16 protein-coding genes are annotated in these 17527 nt (G+C 70.9%); 10 read left to right on the forward strand and 6 right to left on the reverse strand.

Annotated features, from left to right (window positions below; genetic code table 11):
* Positions 1–90: 90 nt before the first annotated feature.
* A complete protein-coding gene (gene ychF, locus AB0389_RS29045; RefSeq protein ID WP_366398472.1) occupies positions 91–1179 on the reverse strand; it encodes a redox-regulated ATPase YchF in 1089 nt (362 codons plus the stop codon).
* A gap of 361 nt (positions 1180–1540) precedes the next feature.
* Here ychF and AB0389_RS29050 point away from each other — a divergent pair, with 361 nt between their 5' ends.
* Entirely contained in the window at positions 1541–2029 is a 489-nt protein-coding gene (locus AB0389_RS29050) for a DUF6542 domain-containing protein (RefSeq protein WP_366398542.1), read from the forward strand.
* 13 nt (positions 2030–2042) lie between these two features.
* On the opposite strand, the gene ppgK is transcribed toward AB0389_RS29050, so the two are convergent.
* Entirely contained in the window at positions 2043–2780 is a 738-nt protein-coding gene (gene ppgK, locus AB0389_RS29055) for a polyphosphate--glucose phosphotransferase (protein WP_366398473.1), read from the reverse strand.
* An 84-nt stretch (positions 2781–2864) separates the two neighbouring features.
* On the reverse strand, positions 2865–3893 hold the full coding sequence (locus AB0389_RS29060) for a 4-hydroxy-3-methylbut-2-enyl diphosphate reductase (RefSeq protein ID WP_366398474.1): 1029 nt from the start codon (positions 3891–3893) through the stop codon (positions 2865–2867).
* A gap of 82 nt (positions 3894–3975) precedes the next feature.
* Here AB0389_RS29060 and AB0389_RS29065 point away from each other — a divergent pair, with 82 nt between their 5' ends.
* From AB0389_RS29065 to AB0389_RS29080, 4 genes are all read left to right on the forward strand, one after another.
* Entirely contained in the window at positions 3976–5394 is a 1419-nt protein-coding gene (locus AB0389_RS29065) for an APC family permease (RefSeq protein WP_366398475.1), read from the forward strand.
* Between the two features lie 80 nt (positions 5395–5474).
* The gene (gene xseA / locus AB0389_RS29070) at positions 5475–6683 is read left to right on the forward strand and encodes an exodeoxyribonuclease VII large subunit (RefSeq protein WP_366398476.1); all 1209 of its coding nucleotides are present in this window, start codon (positions 5475–5477) and stop codon (positions 6681–6683) included.
* Positions 6684–6761: 78 nt separating this feature from the next.
* Complete coding sequence (locus AB0389_RS29075; RefSeq protein WP_366398477.1) at positions 6762–7007, forward strand: exodeoxyribonuclease VII small subunit; 246 nt, start codon at positions 6762–6764, stop codon at positions 7005–7007.
* A 152-nt stretch (positions 7008–7159) separates the two neighbouring features.
* A complete protein-coding gene (locus AB0389_RS29080) occupies positions 7160–7750 on the forward strand; it encodes a malonic semialdehyde reductase (protein WP_366398478.1) in 591 nt (196 codons plus the stop codon).
* A 126-nt stretch (positions 7751–7876) separates the two neighbouring features.
* Here the strand turns inward: AB0389_RS29080 and AB0389_RS29085 are convergent, their stop codons facing one another.
* Positions 7877–8398, reverse strand: a complete 522-nt coding sequence (locus AB0389_RS29085) for a DUF4245 domain-containing protein (protein ID WP_366398479.1) — start codon at positions 8396–8398, stop codon at positions 7877–7879.
* A gap of 122 nt (positions 8399–8520) precedes the next feature.
* On the opposite strand from AB0389_RS29085, the gene glpX reads away from it, so the two are divergent.
* The gene (gene glpX, locus AB0389_RS29090; RefSeq protein ID WP_366398480.1) at positions 8521–9552 is read left to right on the forward strand and encodes a class II fructose-bisphosphatase; all 1032 of its coding nucleotides are present in this window, start codon (positions 8521–8523) and stop codon (positions 9550–9552) included.
* A gap of 147 nt (positions 9553–9699) precedes the next feature.
* Here the strand turns inward: glpX and AB0389_RS29095 are convergent, their stop codons facing one another.
* Both AB0389_RS29095 and AB0389_RS29100 read right to left on the reverse strand, forming a co-directional pair.
* On the reverse strand, positions 9700–10074 hold the full coding sequence (locus AB0389_RS29095; RefSeq protein ID WP_366398481.1) for a WhiB family transcriptional regulator: 375 nt from the start codon (positions 10072–10074) through the stop codon (positions 9700–9702).
* A 255-nt stretch (positions 10075–10329) separates the two neighbouring features.
* Positions 10330–11010, reverse strand: coding sequence for a DUF1707 domain-containing protein (locus AB0389_RS29100; RefSeq protein WP_366398482.1), 681 nt, complete (start codon positions 11008–11010; stop codon positions 10330–10332).
* 195 nt (positions 11011–11205) lie between these two features.
* On the opposite strand from AB0389_RS29100, the gene AB0389_RS29105 reads away from it, so the two are divergent.
* The 4 genes from AB0389_RS29105 (at position 11206) to AB0389_RS29120 (ending at position 17464) form a co-directional block, all read left to right on the forward strand.
* Positions 11206–12873, forward strand: a complete 1668-nt coding sequence (locus AB0389_RS29105; protein WP_366398483.1) for a fumarate hydratase — start codon at positions 11206–11208, stop codon at positions 12871–12873.
* 91 nt (positions 12874–12964) lie between these two features.
* Complete coding sequence (locus tag AB0389_RS29110; RefSeq protein WP_366398484.1) at positions 12965–14362, forward strand: class II fumarate hydratase; 1398 nt, start codon at positions 12965–12967, stop codon at positions 14360–14362.
* A gap of 63 nt (positions 14363–14425) precedes the next feature.
* On the forward strand, positions 14426–15136 hold the full coding sequence (locus AB0389_RS29115; protein ID WP_366398485.1) for a DUF402 domain-containing protein: 711 nt from the start codon (positions 14426–14428) through the stop codon (positions 15134–15136).
* 426 nt (positions 15137–15562) lie between these two features.
* Complete coding sequence (locus tag AB0389_RS29120) at positions 15563–17464, forward strand: ATP-binding SpoIIE family protein phosphatase (RefSeq protein WP_366398486.1); 1902 nt, start codon at positions 15563–15565, stop codon at positions 17462–17464.
* Positions 17465–17527: the final 63 nt, after the last annotated feature.

Here is a 17527-nt window from a genome sequence, read left to right on the forward strand (position 1 = left end):
ACCGCCGCGATCTGGCACAACGACCACACCGGACAGCCCGTACTACGCTCACTGACCGCCTACGACCACTGACCCCTTGGAATCGATCATCTAGATATTGAACCGGAACTCCACCACGTCGCCGTCCTGCATCACGTACTCCTTGCCCTCCATGCGCGCCTTGCCCGCCGCGCGGGCGTCGGCGACCGAGCCGGTTTCCACCAGGTCGGCGAAGGAGATGACCTCGGCCTTGATGAAGCCCTTCTGGAAGTCGGTGTGGATGACACCGGCCGCCTCGGGGGCCGTGGCGCCCTGCTTGATGGTCCAGGCGCGGGATTCCTTGGGGCCGGCCGTGAGGTAGGTCTGGAGGCCGAGGGTGCGGAAGCCCACGTGGGCGAGGGTGGCGAGGCCGGGGTCCTGCTGGCCTACCGACTGGAGGAGTTCGAGGGCCTCCTCGTCGTCGAGTTCGGCGAGGTCGGACTCCAGCTTGGCGTTGAGGAAGATGGCCTCGGCGGGGGCGACCAGGGCGCGCTGGTCGGCCTTGAAGGCGTCGTCGGTCAGCTCTTCCTCGTCCACGTTGAAGACGTAGAGGAACGGCTTCGTCGTGAGCAGGTGCAGTTCGCGCAGCGGCTCGGACTTCTCGGTGCCCTGGACGATGCCGGCCGAGAAGAGCGTCTCGCCGCTCTCCAGGATGGCCTGGGCCTCTTCGATCGCCTTGACCTGGGCCACGACGTCCTTCTTGATGCGCGACTCACGCTGGAGGCGCGGCAGGACCTTCTCGATGGTCTGGAGGTCGGCGAGGATCAGCTCGGTGTTGATCGTCTCGATGTCGTCCTTCGGCGAGACCTTGCCGTCCACGTGGACGACGTTCTCGTCCTTGAAGGCCCGGATGACCTGGCAGATCGCGTCGGACTCACGAATGTTCGCCAGGAACTTGTTGCCCAGCCCCTCACCCTCCGAGGCGCCGCGCACGATGCCGGCGATGTCGACGAAGTCGACCGTGGCCGGGAGGATCTTCTGGGAGCCGAAGATCTCCGCGAGCTGGTTCAGGCGGGGGTCGGGGACGCCGACGACGCCGACGTTGGGCTCGATGGTGGCGAACGGGTAGTTGGCCGCCAGCACGTCGTTCTTGGTCAGGGCGTTGAACAGGGTCGACTTGCCGACATTCGGCAGACCGACGATTCCGATCGTGAGCGACACGTTGGCGACTTCCTGGAGTAAGGGCTGCCGGCGGGTAGGACTGCCGGCTCTTTGAGGACCGGTCGCCCAGTTTACGGGCGCCCGCCCGCCTCCCTCGCCCGGAGCCGGACCCGCCCGGACCCGCCCGGGGGGCTCTGTCGTGGTCCGCCTGGCGGTCGTGACACGCCCGGGTGGCTCGAACGTGGCTCGAAGGTCGGGCCGGATTCCCCAAAGCGCGTGTCCCGCACCCGATTCGTCCCCCTTCGCCGCCTACGTTGTCCGGGTGGAGCAGCAGAGGACATACCAGCCCCCGCGCCGTCACCGGCAGCAGCGGCCCCTCGCGGCGCAGCGCACGGCGACCGGCGGCGGCGCTGTGCCACAGGTGCCGTCGACTCGCCGAAGGCAGGTGCCCCCGGTGGTGCTCCATCTGCGCCGGCTGCCCAATCCCCGGTTCACCGGGCTCGGCGCCGGGCTGTTCGCGACCGCCACGATGCTCTTCTTCGCCTTCCTCGACCAGCTGCTCTTCGACGGCTCGCTCTTCGTCTACGGGCTGCTGTTCCTGCCGGTCAGCGCGGTGACGGCGCTCTGGGTCAGGACGGCGGACCTGGTGACGGCGCCGATCGCCGTGCCCATCGCCTTCGCGCTCGGCGTCCTGCCCGTCGCCGGGGGCACGGACGGCTTCGGCGGGCAGGTCATGGGGCTGGTCACCACGCTCGCCGTGCACGCCGGCTGGCTGTACGGGGGGACGCTGGTCGCCGGGCTCATCGTGGCCGTACGCAAGGTCCGCCGGATGGGCCGGCGGCGGCGCACCCGGGACGCCGCCGCCCGGCGCCCGGGAGCGGCGTTCCCCCGGAGCCGCCCCAGGGGATAGGCGTACGCCGGGCTCAGCGGCCTGCCGCCGCCATCGCCGCGCCCACGATTCCCGCGTTGTTCTGCAGCTCCGCCGGGACCATCTCCGCCCTGATCCCCTTGATCAGCGGCAGGAACTTGTCGGCCTTGCGGCTCACCCCGCCGCCGATGATGATCAGCTCGGGCGAGAACAGCATCTCCACATGGGCCAGATACTTCTGCACCCGGTGCGCCCAGTGCTCCCAGCTGAGGTCCTCGTCCTCCTTGGCCTTCGTGGAGGCGTGCTTCTCCGCGTCGTGGCCGTTCAGCTCAAGATGGCCCAGCTCCGTGTTGGGCACGAGCTTGCCGTCCATGAAGAGCGCGCTGCCGATGCCCGTACCGAAGGTCAGCAGCAGGACCGTGCCCTTCCGGCCGCGCCCCGCGCCGAACGCCATCTCGGCGACGCCCGCCGCGTCCGCGTCGTTGAGGACCGTCGCCCGCAGGCTGAGCCGGTCGCCCAGCAGCTGTCCGGCGTCCGTGCCGATCCAGGTCTTGTCGACATTCGCGGCCGTACGGATCACGGAGCCCGTGACGACGCCGGGGAAGGTGATGCCGACCGGGCCCGACCAGCCGAAGTGCCGGACCACCTCGACGACGCCGTCGGCGATGGCGTCGGGCGTCGCCGGGTGCGGCGTGAGTACTTTGTAGCGCGGTTCGACCAGGTCACCACGTTCAAGATCGACCGGCGCGCCCTTGATGCCCGTACCGCCGATGTCCACTCCGAAGACGTTCATGGACACAACGTTACGACCAGCCTCCGACAGTGACGCCCGGGGCGGGGCGTACGGGTCGCGACCGTTACCTCTTCGCCGGCTCCGCTACTTCTTCGCCAGCTCCGCCGCCTCGGCCCGCAGGTCGCGGCGGAGCTCCTTCGGCAGCGAGAAGACAATCGACTCCTCGGCCGCCTTGACGATCTCGACATCCTCGAAGCCTCGCTGCGAGAGCCACTCCAGGACGCCCTCGACCAGTACCTCCGGTACGGAGGCACCCGAGGTGACGCCGACCGTGGTCACGCCGTCGAGCCAGGCCTCGTCGATCTCGTCCGCGCCGTCCACCAGGTACGAGGAGCCCGCGCCGGCGCCGAGGGCGACCTCGACCAGCCGAACCGAGTTGGAGGAGTTCTTGGAGCCGACGACGATCACCAGATCCGCGTCGGCGCCCATCTGCTTGACCGCGATCTGGCGGTTCTGCGTGGCGTAGCAGATGTCGTCGCTCGGCGGCGCGATCAGCAGGGGGAACTTCTGCTTGAGCGCGTCGACCGTCTCCATCGTCTCGTCGACGGAGAGCGTGGTCTGGGAGAGCCAGACGACCTTCGACTCGTCGCGGACCTCGACGTTCGCGACGTCCTCCGGGCCGTCGACCAGCGTGATGTGGTCCGGGGCCTCGCCCGACGTGCCGATGACCTCTTCGTGGCCGTCGTGGCCGATCAGCAGGATGTCGTAGTCCTCGGCGGCGAACCGCACGGCCTCCTTGTGGACCTTGGTGACCAGCGGGCAGGTCGCGTCGATGGTGGCGAGCCGGCGCTCGGCGGCCTCCTCGTGGACGACCGGCGCGACGCCGTGCGCCGAGAACATGACGATGGATCCCTCGGGGACCTCGGCCGTCCGGTCGACGAAGATGGCGCCCTTGTTCTCAAGAGTCTTGACGACGTATTTGTTGTGGACGATCTCGTGCCGGACATAGATCGGCGACCCGTACTGCTCCAGGGCCTTCTCCACGGCGATCACGGCGCGGTCCACGCCCGCGCAGTAGCCGCGGGGAGCGGCGAGGAGGACGCGTTTGCCGGCGCGGCGCGCGGCGTCTCCACTGGGGGTGGCGGCGGGCGACGGGCGGGACGTAGCAGTCATGCGTCCCATCGTAAGGCCGTTCAGAACAGGCGGATGTGCCGACCGCTGCCGAGACTGGGCCTACGCGACAACGGAGGACGCGATGGCCCACACCGACACCGGCGGGGGAAGCGGCGCCGGAGCGCGCGGCCCGGGACAGGGGTCCGGGCACGGTCCTGGGCACGGCCCGGGGCACGGTCCGGGGCACGGGCTGCGGCAGACGCTCGGATTCCGCGATCTCGTCGTCTACGGGCTGCTGTTCATCGCGCCCATGGCCCCCGTAGGGGTCTACGGCACGCTCGACGCCAAGTCCCACGGTTCGGTGGCGCTGGTCTATGTGGTGGCGACCGTCGCGATGGCGTTCACGGCCTTCAGCTACGCCCAGATGGTACGGGTGGCGCCGCAGGCCGGGTCGGTCTTCGCGTACGCCCGCAAGGGGCTCGGCGAGGGGCCCGGGTTCATCGCCGGGTGGATGGCGATGCTCGACTACCTGCTGATCCCCGCGGTGGCGTATCTCTTCGCGGGGATCGCGATGCAGGCGCTGGTGCCGTCCGTCGGCCGCTGGGTGTGGACGGCGCTCGCGGTCGTCGTCACGACGGCGCTCAACCTCTGGGGGGTACGGGCGGCGGCGCGGGTCGGCTTCGCGGTGCTCGCGATGGAGATCGTGGTGCTGCTGGTGTTCGTGGTGTCGGCGCTCGTCGTCCTGGCGCGCGACGGCGCCACGCGCGGGTGGTCGACGCCGTTCACCAGCGATACGGGGTTCTCGGCGGCGGCGGTGCTGGGCGCGGTCTCGGTGGCGGTGCTGTCGTATCTCGGGTTCGACGCGATCGCCTCGTTCGCGGAGGAGGTGACCGGGGGGTCGCGGCTGGTGGCGCGGGCGGTGCTGTTCTGTCTGGTGCTGGCGGGCGTGCTGTTCGTCGCGCAGACCTATCTGGTGGCGCTGCTGGAGCCGTCGACCTCCGCCGAGCTGGCCGCCGACCCCGCGAAGCAGGGGTCGGCGTTCTACGACGCGGTGAACACGGCCGTCGGGAGCTGGCTGCACGACCTGGTGGCGGTCAGCAAGGCGATCGGCGCGGCCTTCGCGGCGCTGGCCGGGCAGGCGGCGGCGGGAAGGCTGCTCTTCGCGATGGGCCGGGAGCGGCGGCTGCCGCGCGCCCTGTCGCGTACGGACTCGGGTGTGCCCCGGGTGGCCCTGCTGCTGGCGGCGGTGGTGACGCTGGTGGCGGCGGTGTGGGCGGCGCGGCGGGACGACGGTCTGGACCGGCTGGTGTCGGTGGTGGACATCGGCGCGCTGACGGCGTTCGTCCTGCTGCACGCGTCGGTGGTGGGCTGGTTCGCGGTACGGCGGATGGCGGGGCCGCCGCGCCGGATCGCGCATGTGGTGGCGCCGGTGATCGGCGCGGGGATCCTGATCGCGGTGATCGTGGAGGCGGCGGGCTCGGCGCAGGTGGTGGGGGCGGTGTGGCTGGTGGTGGGGCTGGTGGTGCTGCTGCTCCAGCGCGGACGCGCCGGCGGCACGTGACCATCGGTCGGGCGGCGGCGCGCTCCCGCGCGGGGCGATGTCAGGGGGCGATGTCAGAGGCGGCCGATACGCTCCTCCCCATGGCTCTTCTCACGACCGCGGAGGCCCCGCTGCCCGTCGGCGAGGTGTCGCGGCTCATCGGCGGATGGATCGACCGGCTCGGAGGGATCTGGGTCGAGGGGCAGATCACCCAGCTCTCGCGCAGACCGGGCGCGGGGGTGGTCTTCCTGACGCTGCGCGACCCGTCGCACGACATCTCGCTGAGCGTGACCTGCTACCGGCAGGTCTTCGACGCGATCGCGGACGTCGTCTCCGAGGGCGCGCGGGTCGTGGTGCGGGCGAAGCCCGAGTGGTACGCGCCGCGCGGGCAGCTGTCGCTGCGGGCCACGGAGATACGGCCCGTCGGGATCGGCGACCTGCTGGTGCGGCTGGAGCGGCTGAAGCGGTCCCTGGGCGCGGAGGGGCTGTTCGCGGCGGACCGCAAGAAGCCGCTGCCCTTTCTGCCGCAGCTGATCGGGCTGGTCTGCGGCCGGGCGTCGGCGGCCGAGCGCGATGTGCTGGAGAACGCCCGCCGGCGGTGGCCCGCGGTGCGGTTCGAGGTACGGAACACGGCGGTCCAGGGCGTCAACGCGGTGGCGCAGGTCGTCCAGGCGGTGGAGGAGCTGGACGCGCTGCCCGAGGTCGATGTGATCGTGGTGGCGCGCGGCGGCGGCAGCGTGGAGGATCTGCTGCCGTTCTCGGACGAGCAGCTGGTACGGACGGTGGCCGCGTGCCGTACCCCGGTCGTCTCCGCGATCGGGCACGAGCCCGACTCACCGCTGCTGGACCTCGTCGCGGATGTCAGGGCCTCGACCCCGACCGACGCGGCGAAGCGGATCGTGCCGGACGTCGGCGAGGAGCTGGACCGCGTACAGGCGCTGCGGGACCGGGCGCTGCGGAGCGTACGGGGACTGCTGGACCGGGAGGAGCGCGGTCTCGCGCACGCGCTGGCCAGGCCGGTGATGGAACGGCCGCAGCGGATGGTCGAGGAGCGCGCGGCCGAGGTGGCCGCGCTGACCGACCGGAGCCGGCGCGTGCTGCGGCACCAGCTGGACCGCGCGGACTCCGAGCTGTCGCACACCCTGGCGCGGGTGGTCGCGCTCTCCCCGGCGGCGACGCTGGAGCGCGGGTACGCGGTGCTCCAGCGCCCGGACGGGACGGTCGTACGGTCCCCGGCGGACGTGGCGGCGGCCGAGGAGCTGCGCGCCCGGGTCGCGGAGGGCGAGTTCACGGTGCGGGTCGCCGAATGAGCGGGATCGTGAGCGGGGTCCCTCCCGCGCCTTCAAGCCCGCTTAAAGCTCTTAACTTTCTTTACTGAGGTGGTTCGGATGGCCAGGACGGATACGGAAAACGCGGCGGACGCGGCAGCGGCGCCCGGTTACGAGCAGGCGCGCGACGAGCTGATCGAGGTGGTGCGCCGGCTGGAGGCGGGCGGTACGACCCTGGAGGACTCGCTCGCCCTGTGGGAGCGCGGCGAGGAGCTGGCCACGGTGTGCCGGCGCTGGCTGGAGGGCGCCCGGGCGCGGCTGGACGCCTCGCTGTCCGACGAGAAGACGGCGGACGGGGGCGAGTGACCGGGGCACCTGAGCTGCGGTGACAGGGACGCGGGAGCTGAGGCGTATGAAACGGATCACGCCGATCCGGTTTTCGTTGAATGTTCATATACTTCGGCTGTAGGGTGCGATTGATCGACTGATCAGCTCCGCCTCCGGAAGGTACTCCCAGCATGTCCCTCGTTCTCGAACCCACCGCTCAGGACCTCCTCTTCCGTGAGGCCCACACCGCCAACACCTTCTCCGACGAGCCGGTGACCGAGGAGCAGATCCAGGCGATCTACGACCTGGTCAAGTTCGGCCCCACCGCCTTCAACCAGTCGCCGCTGCGCGTCGTCCTGGTCCGCTCCGCCGAGGCCCGCGCGCGTCTGGTCCCGCACCTGGCCGAGGGCAACCAGGCCAAGACCGCCGCCGCCCCGCTCGTCGCGATCCTCGCCGCGGACAACGAGTTCCACGAGGAACTCCCCCACCTCTTCCCGGCCTTCCCGCAGGCCAAGGACGCGTTCTTCAGCGAGCGCTCCGCCCGCGAGCAGGCCGCCACGCTGAACGCCTCGCTCCAGGCCGGCTACTTCATCATCGGCATCCGCGCCGCCGGTCTCGCCGCGGGCCCGATGACCGGCTTCGACCCGGCCGGCGTCCAGAAGGAGTTCCTGGACGGCGACCACACGCCGCTGGCGATCGTCAACATCGGCAAGCCCGGTGACGACGCCTTCTACCCGCGCTCCCCGCGTCTCGCCTTCGACGAGGCCGTCACCACCGTCTGAGCACGCGCGAACGGCAGAGGCCGCCACCCCCTTGATCACCGGGGCGGCGGCCTCTGCCGTTTGCGGGATTCGACCGCGGGATCAGCCGCGCGGTTCAGCGACTCAGTGGTTCAGCGGTTCAGCGGTTCAGTCGCCGGTCTCCAGCGCCGCGGCCATCTCCGCCAGCCGCTCGTACGAGGCCGTGCCGGTCACCACCGTCGTGGCGTCGCCGTCCGCCCGGACCAGGGCGTTGTACTTCGGCCCCGCCCAGCGCTGCCACGTCTCCCCCGCCACCTGCTGCGTCTCGCCCGTGTCCGCGGCTTTCTGGGTGACGTCCGGCACATATTTCTTCGCGGGCGCGGTGGACTGCTCAACCGCGACGTACTCGCCGTCCGGGTCCAGGAAGCCCAGGTGCCAGGCGTCGCCGCTCTGCCGCTTGTACGTGACCGATGTCGGCTTCCAGGCACCGGTCAGGTCCGCCGGCGCCACCACCGGATACGGCGCCGCGCGCCGGGCGGTCGCCAGCTCCACCCGGTAGTCGACGGCCCGGACGGGATCGGCCTTGTCGTCATGCGGAATGAACATGTAGATCGCGGCGACGACGAGTCCGATGACCGCCATCGACAGGAACATGTCCCGCACTGTCTGTCTGCCTCGCATACCTGCCACGGCTCCATCGTCCCATCACCCCCTCGCGCTCATACGTGGGGCCCTCTGCTCAATCTGTCGATGTGCGGATAGAGTCGTATCACCCTCTTATCCGGCCGTCGCCGTACAGAAAGGTGCGCTCGATGACCGATCATCAGCTGCCCGCCCCTCTCGAGGTGTCTCCCGAGGCCCCCGACCGCAACCTCGCCCTGGAGCTGGTCCGGGTCACGGAGGCCGCCGCCATGGCGGCCGGCCGGTGGGTCGGGCGCGGCGACAAGAACGGCGCGGACGGCGCCGCCGTGAACGCCATGCGTACGCTCGTCTCCACGGTGTCGATGAACGGTGTCGTCGTCATCGGGGAGGGCGAGAAGGACGAAGCCCCGATGCTCTTCAACGGCGAGCACGTCGGCGACGGGACCGGCGCCGAGGTGGACATCGCGGTCGACCCCGTCGACGGCACGACGCTGAACGCCAAGGGCATGCCCAACGCCATCGCGGTACTCGCCGCCGCCGACCGGCACGCCATGTTCGACCCGTCCGCGGTCTTCTACATGGACAAGCTGGTGACCGGCCCCGAGGCCGCCGACTTCGTCGACATCAACGCGCCCGTCTCGGTCAACATCCGCCGGGTCGCCAAGGCCAAGCGCTGCGCGCCGGACGACGTCACCGTCGTCGTACTCGACCGCCCCCGCCACGAGGCCATGATCAAGGAGATCCGGGAGACCGGCGCGCGGATCAAGTTCATCTCGGACGGCGATGTCGCCGGTTCGATCATGGCCGCGCGCGAAGGCACCGGCGTCGACCTGCTGATGGGCGTCGGGGGCACCCCCGAGGGCATCATCTCGGCCTGCGCCATCAAGTGCCTGGGCGGTGTCATCCAGGGCAAGCTCTGGCCCAAGGACGACAAGGAGCGGCAGCGCGCGATCGACGCCGGGCACGATCTGGACCGTGTGCTCTCCACCGACGACCTGGTCAGCGGCGACAACGTGTTCTTCGTCGCGACCGGCATCACGGACGGCGAGCTGCTGCGCGGGGTGCGCTACCGCGCGGAGACGGCGACCACCCAGTCCCTGGTGATGCGCTCAAAGTCGGGCACGATCCGGCAGATCGACTCGACGCACCGGCTGTCGAAGCTCCGGGCGTACAGCACGATCGACTTCGACCGCGCCAAGTAGCCCGGACGCGTACGAGGCCGCGGGTGCGCGTGGCCGCGTACGTACGTGAGGGGGCGCCCCCGTTGTGCGGTGGGGGCGCCCTCGCTCCGTCTCCGCGTCCGTACGGCCGGGCGTCGTCCCCGCGCCGGCCGTGCGAGCGTGCCGGGGTCAGCCGGCGGCGGCGATCCGGTCGCCGGCCGCGGCGGTCTTGCGCAGCTCCACCTCGCGCCGTCTGCGCCGCGCCAGCGCCACCCGGCGCTCGGCCGCCGTCAGGCCGCCCCACACCCCGTACGGTTCGGGCTGGAGCAGCGCGTGTTCGCGGCACTCGACCATGACAGGACACCGGGCGCAGACCCGCTTCGCGGCCTCCTCCCGCGCCAGCCTCGCGGCTGTCGGCTCCTTGGAAGGGGCGAAGAACAATCCGGCTTCGTCACGGCGGCACACCGCCTCCGAATGCCAGGGGCCGGCCTGATCCTCCCGAGCGGGACTCCGCTGCGGGGGGACGGCGGCGACCTGCAGGGGCTGATGCGGCAGTTGCAGCACGGTCTACTCCTGACGACGGCTTCGCGAGCGAGAGACGATGAGGCTCTCCCTACCCGCTGTACGCACTCCTATGCACTGAGTGGTACCCACTTCCGGCGTTCGGAACGCAGTGCGGAATTGACGCGCGTCGCCGCCATGGGCGGCTGTGGCCGGAAACAGCCGTAAAACCACAGTCAGTTGAAATCTGAATTTCAAGCGCCGCAAGAGCGGAGGCGCTTCGGGCACCCGGGGTTCAGAGGTTCAGGTGTTCAGGGTTCAGGTACCGAGGTACTTGCGCAGATGCTTCTGCAGATCCGCGATCACCTTGCCGCGCTTCGGCTTGGCCTCCACGTTTCCGAACACCGAGTAGCCGTTCACGACGACGGTCGGCGCGTCCGGGTCCTCGGCCACCAGCGCCTCGACCTCGAAATTGCCCAGGATTCCCGTACCGTTGCCCCGCAAGGAGATGTTCTGCGGGACACGGATCTCGACATTGCCGAAAATGGACGTCGCGTTGATCACCGTGATCCGCTGGCTGAACAGCGCCTCCGTGAGGTCGATCTCGATATTGCCGAAGAGCGCGAAGGCGTCGGTCCTGCTGCCGATGCGCCAGCGGCCCCTGCGGACCGAGCTGCTGAAGATCGCCACCAGATTCTCGGTGCGGGAGGCGTCCGCCGGCCCGTATCCGTACGCCCCCGGCGGGGACGCCGCGGCGAAGGCCGGACCGCCGTCGGCGCCGGGCGCCGGCAAGTCCCTTACCAACGGCTCCAGTTCGCCGACGGTCTTGGCCCGGTAGACGGAGTCGATCCGCTCGGCATGCTCCTCGGCGTCCAGCCGTCCCTGCGCCAGGGCCTCCCTGAGGATGTCCGCGACCCGGTCCCGGTCGGCGTCGGAGGCCCGGATGCCCACGGGCTCAGCGGGGGCGACCGGCTTCTGAGGGTGCTTTTCGAGGTCCACCGCACCAGGGTAGCGAAACGCGATAGATCGCGACTACCCCGCAGCGCGACATTACGGCGGAAGCAGACGTTCCACGCCGTCGCGCCCCTACTGAGCCTTACCTCACAGAGGCCCTGCCGCGGTGGCGTCCTACGCTGGAGGGCGCCGCTGCCAATGGAGGCCGCGCCGCCGTCTGTCGAGTGAGGAATGGCCGTAATGCCGGAATTTGCGTACTCCGATCTGCTTCCCCTGGGCGCGGACCCCACGCCGTACCGCCTGGTGACCGCCGAGGGTGTCTCGACCTTCGAGGCCGACGGGCGTACGTTCCTCAAGGTCGCGCCGGAGGCGCTGCGTACCCTCGCCGCCGAGGCCATGCACGACATCTCGCACTATCTGCGGCCGGCCCACCTCGCCCAGCTGCGCAGGATCGTGGACGACCCGGAGGCTTCGTCGAACGACAAGTTCGTGGCGCTCGACCTCCTGAAGAACGCGAATATCGCGGCGGCGGGCGTGCTGCCCATGTGCCAGGACACCGGTACGGCGATCGTGATGGGCAAGCGCGGCCAGAACGTGCTGACCGAGGGCGGCGACGAGGAAGCCCTTTCGCACGGAATCTACGACGCGTACACCAAGCTCAATCTCCGCTATTCGCAGATGGCTCCGCTCACCATGTGGGAGGAGAAGAACACCGGCTCGAACCTGCCCGCGCAGATCGAGCTGTACGCGACCGACGGCGGCGCGTACAAGTTCCTTTTCATGGCGAAGGGCGGCGGCAGCGCCAACAAGTCGTTCCTCTACCAGGAGACCAAGGCGGTCCTCAACGAGGACTCCATGATGAAGTTCCTGGAGGAGAAGATCCGCTCCCTCGGTACGGCCGCGTGCCCGCCGTACCACCTCGCGATCGTGGTGGGCGGCACGTCCGCCGAGTTCGCGCTCAAGACCGCGAAGTACGCCTCCGCGCACTATCTCGACGAGCTGCCGGCGGAGGGCTCCCCCACGGGCCACGGATTCCGTGACAAGGAGCTGGAGGAGAAGGTCTTCGAGCTGACGCAGAAGATCGGGATCGGCGCGCAGTTCGGCGGAAAGTACTTCTGCCACGACGTCCGGGTCGTCCGGCTGCCGCGGCACGGCGCGTCGCTGCCGGTCGCGATCGCCGTCTCCTGCTCGGCCGACCGCCAGGCGCTCGCGAAGATCACCGCGGAGGGTGTCTTCCTGGAGCAACTGGAGAAGGACCCGGCGCGCTTCCTCCCCGACACCACCGACGAGCACCTCGGTACGGACGACAGCGTCGTACGGATCGACCTGAACCGACCGATGGACGACGTCCTCGCCGAGCTGACGAAGTACCCGGTCAAGACGCGGCTCTCGCTCACCGGCCCGCTGGTCGTGGCCCGCGACATCGCGCACGCCAAGATCAAGGAGCGGCTCGACGCGGGCGAGGAGATGCCGCAGTACCTGAAGGACCACCCGGTCTACTACGCGGGCCCGGCGAAGACCCCCGAGGGATACGCCTCGGGCTCCTTCGGCCCGACGACGGCCGGCCGGATGGACTCGTACGTGGAGCAGTTCCAGGCGGCGGGCGGCTCGAAGGTGATGCTCGCCAAGGGCAACCGCTCGAAACAGGTGACGGACGCCTGCGGCGCGCACGGCGGCTTCTACCTGGGCTCGATCGGCGGCCCCGCGGCCCGGCTGGCCCAGGACTGCATCAAGAAGGTCGAGATCGTCGAGTACGAGGAGCTGGGCATGGAGGCGGTCTGGAAGATCGAGGTGGAGGACTTCCCCGCGTTCGTCGTCGTGGACGACAAGGGCAACGACTTCTTCACGGACCCCGCCCCGGCGCCGACCTTCACCTCCATCCCGGTGCGCGGTCCCGGCCTCGGATAGCGGTTCGGTCGCCTCTTTCGGGGGACATGCGTTCGTCGTGGGAACACCCGCGATCACTCGGACGCTCTCCCTCGTAGGAGGTACGACCACGATGACAACGGACGACAGCGAGTACCGCACCGAGCACGACTCCATGGGCGAGGTGCGGGTCCCCGCGCACGCCAAGTGGCGGGCCCAGACGCAGCGCGCGGTGGAGAACTTCCCCGTGTCCGGGCAGCGGCTGGAGCGCGCGCACATCGCGGCGCTGGCCCGGATCAAGGCCGCCGCCGCCAAGGTCAACGCCGATCTCGGCGTGATCGGCGCGGAGGTCGCGACCGCCATCCAGGACGCGGCGGGGGAGGTCGCGGAGGGGCGCTGGGACGAGCACTTCCCGGTGGACGTCTTCCAGACAGGCTCGGGCACCTCGTCCAACATGAACACGAACGAGGTGCTCGCCACCCTCGCCACCGAGCGGCTGGGCCGGCCCGTCCACCCCAACGACGACGTCAACGCCTCGCAGAGCTCCAACGACGTCTTCCCGTCCAGCATCCACATCGCCGCGACCGGCGCCGTGACCGGCGAGCTGATCCCGGCGCTGGAGCATCTCGCCGCCGCGCTGGAGCGCAAGGCCGAGGAGTTCGGCGAGGTCGTCAAGGCGGGCCGTACGCATCTGATGGACGCCACGCCCGTCACGCTCGGCCAGGAGTTCGGCGGCTACGCGGCCCAGGTGCGGTACGCGGTGGAGCGGCTGACGGCCTCGCTGCCCCGGCTCGCCGAGCTGCCCCTGGGCGGTACGGCGGTGGGCACCGGCATCAACACCCCGCCCGGCTTCTCCGCCGCCGTCATCGCGGAGGTGGCCAGGACGACCGGGCTGCCGCTGACCGAGGCCCGCAACCACTTCGAGGCGCAGGGCGCGCGCGACGGCCTGGTGGAGACCTCGGGGCAGCTGCGTACGCTCGCCGTCTCCCTCACCAAGATCGCCAACGATCTGCGCTGGATGGCGTCGGGCCCGCGCACCGGACTGGCCGAAATCAGCCTCCCGGATCTCCAGCCCGGCTCCTCGATCATGCCCGGCAAGGTCAATCCGGTGATCCCGGAGGCCGTCCTGATGGTGGCCGCGCAGGTCACGGGCAACGATGCCACGGTGGCCGTGGCCGGCGCCGCCGGGAACTTCGAGCTGAACGTGATGCTCCCGGTGATCGCCAAGAACCTCCTGGAGTCCGTCCGGCTCCTCACGAACGTCTCCCGGCTGCTCGCGGACCGTACGGTCGACGGCATCGTCGCCCACCCCGAGCGCGCCCGCCGGTACGCGGAGTCCTCGCCGTCCGTCGTCACCCCGCTGAACAGGTACATCGGGTACGAGGAGGCCGCCAAGGTCGCCAAGAAGTCCCTCGCCGACGGCGCCACGGTCCGCGAGACCGTGCTGTCGCTGGGCTATGTGGAGCGCGGGGACCTCACCCTGGAGCAGCTCGACGAGGCGCTGGATGTGCTGCGGATGACGCGCCCGTAAATCCCCGGTGTGCGGGCGGAGGTGTGCCCCAACTGCCCCTGGGACAGCGCCTAGGATCTGCGCATGACAGCGACGGTGAGTGGGGCGGACAGCCAGACGGCGGGCGGGCGATGGGCGCCCGGGGAGCAGATCCTGTGGCGGTACCGGGAGAACGCCGGGGACCGGGTGCACATCTGCCGTCCCGTCACGGTCGTACGGGACACGGACGAGCTGCTCGCCGTCTGGCTGGCGCCGGACACCCCGTGCGTACGGCCGGTGCTCGCCGACGGCACCCCGGTCCACCAGGAGCCCCTGGCCACCCGCTACACCAAGCCCCGTACGGTGCTGCGCGACCGGTGGTACGGCATGGGCGTACTGAAGCTGGCGCGGCCAGGCCAGCCGTGGTCCGTATGGCTGTGGTGGGAGCGCGGCTGGCGCTTCAAGCAGTGGTACGTCAACCTGGAGGAGCCGCTGACCCGCTGGGCCGGCGGCGTCGACTCCGAGGACCACTTCCTCGACATCGACGTCTATCCGGACCGCCGCTGGCACTGGCGCGACGAGGACGAGTTCGCGCAGGCGCAGCGCGACGGGCTGATGGAACGGTCCCAGGCGCGCCGCGTCGAGGCGGCGGGCCGGGCCGCGATCGAGACGATCACCGCCTGGGGCGCGCCGTTCCGCGACGGCTGGGAGCGCTGGCGCCCCGACCCGGCCTGGCCGGTTCCGGAGCTCCCGGAGGGCTGGGACCGCGCCCCGGCCAGGACCGCCGGAGCGTCCGGCCCCCTGATCCGGCCCTGATCCGGTCCTGATCCGGTCCTGATCCAGACCCTGATCCAGGCCCGTTCCGGCCCCGATTCGGTCCTGATCCGCCCTTCTGGCATACCCGGTCGGCGCATGCGACGTCATGAGACCCTTGATTGGACCCCCGGGTCCAAACGTAGGATCGCCTTCCGGAAGACAGTGGCGTGGCAACTGACGTGCGCGGTAACCAGACTGACCATTGGTCACACCGCGGCTCGCACCACACGCCAGACTGTTGACCGGTACGACCACAGAGCACAACGACCGTGAGTCACTACGAGGGGGTGGAGCCGTGCATGCGGGCTGCCGCTCCTTCGACGCCACCCGCCGTGCGACGGTCTCGCCCGGTTCTGCCGCCCCGCGGCAGTGCCGGTACGAAGCCGCCGCGCCGCGGTCCCGGCCCGGACGGACGGAATCCCACGCGTGACGGAGCACCCCCCTTCCCACGAAGGCAGGCAGCCCCTGGCTGCCCGGCCGCAGGAACGCACCCGGCCGCGGCAGGAGGCGGCGGCCTCCGCCGTGCCGGGGCCCTCGGTGCCGTCCCCGGCACCCGACCCCGCCGGGACGGCGCGGCGCGAGGGCGACCGGCTGCGCTTCGTGGGAGCCGCCACCCGCCGAATCGCGCGCGGCATAGATCTGGACGAGATCGTGCTCGGCCTCTGCCGGGCGACCGTGCCGACGTTCTCGGACGCCATACTCGTCTATCTGCGCGATCCGCTGCCGGTGGGCGACGAGCGGCCGGTGGCGCCGTTCGTACTGCGGCTGCGGCGCACCGACCGGCTGCGGCTGACCGACGACGACCCCGAGAACGCCCTGGGCGCCGGCGGGCTGCCGGTCCAGGTCACCGAGGGCGTCAGGCTGTCGCTCCTCGATCCGCAGTCCGATGTGCTGCCGGCCGCCGAGCTGTGCGAGGTGCACGTCGGCGGCGCGCTCTCGGAGGTGCTGCGCGGGGTGCGGCCGGTCTTCGGTGACTCGGCCGCCGCGCGGGCGGCGCTGCCCGAACTGCTGGGCGCGGACCGTACCGTACCGTCCGGGCACCGGGCGATCCTCGCGCCGCTGCGCGGCCGGCGGCGGGTGATCGGCGCGGCCGTCTTCCTCCGCAGACCGGACCGCTCCGCGTTCGAGTCGAACGATCTGCTGGTCGCGGCGCAGCTCGCCACGCACACCGCGCTCGGCATCGACAAGGCGGTGCTGTACGGCCGCGAGGCGTACATCGCGGACGAACTCCAGCGCACGATGCTCCCGGAGAACCTCCCGCAGCCGACCGGGGTACGGCTGGCCTCGCGCTATCTGCCGGCCGCCGAGACCGCCCGGGTCGGCGGCGACTGGTACGACGCGATCCCGCTGCCGGGCAGCCGGGTCGCCCTGGTCGTGGGCGATGTGATGGGCCACTCCATGACATCCGCCGCGATCATGGGCCAGCTGCGCACGACCGCGCAGACCCTCGCCGGCCTCGATCTGCCGCCGCAGGAGGTGCTGCACCATCTGGACGAGCAGGCCCAGCGGCTCGGCACGGACCGGATGGCGACCTGCATGTACGCGGTCTACGACCCGGTCGCGCACCGGATCACCATCGCGAACGCCGGTCATCCGCCGCCCATACTGCTGCATCTGGGCGGCCGGGCCGAGGTGCTCCGGGTGCCGCCCGGGGCGCCGATCGGGGTCGGCGGCGTGGACTTCGAGGCCGTCGAGCTGGACGCGCCCGCCGGGGCGACGCTGCTGCTCTACACGGACGGGCTCGTCGAGTCCCGGCTGCGGGACGTGTGGACGGGGATCGAGCAGCTGCGGGAGCGGCTCGCCGCCACCGCCCAGCTCACCGGGCCCGACCACGCGCCGCCGCTGGAGGCGCTCTGCGACGACGTGCTCGACGTACTGGGCCCCGGCGACCGGGACGACGACATCGCGCTGCTCGCGGCCCGCTTCGACGGGATCGCGCCGAGCGATGTCGCGTACTGGACGCTGGATCCGGAGGACGCAGCTCCGGGCCGGGCCAGGCGGCTGGCCCGGCGGGCGCTGGCCCTCTGGGACCTGGAGGAGCTGAGCGACTCGGTGGAGCTGCTGATCAGCGAGGTCGTGACCAATGCCGTGCGGTACGCGGAGCGCCCGGTGACGCTGCGGCTGCTCCGTACGGACGTACTGCGCTGCGAGGTCGGGGACGACTCGCCGCAGCTGCCCCGGCAGCGGCGCGCCCGTGACACCGACGAGAACGGGCGGGGGCTGTTCCTGGTCAACCGGCTGGCGCGGCGGTGGGGTGCGACGCGGCTGTCGAGCGGCAAGGTGGTCTGGTTCGAGCTGACGACCCGGCCGCCGGCCGCCGCCACGTAAACGGCGTAAAGCGCGTAAAGCGGCACAAATGTTGCCGACGTCGTATGCGGGCGTTTAGCTGGG

The sequence above is a fragment of the Streptomyces sp. NPDC093109 genome, from assembly GCF_040701725.1.
Taxonomy (GTDB): Bacteria; Actinomycetota; Actinomycetes; order Streptomycetales; family Streptomycetaceae; genus Streptomyces.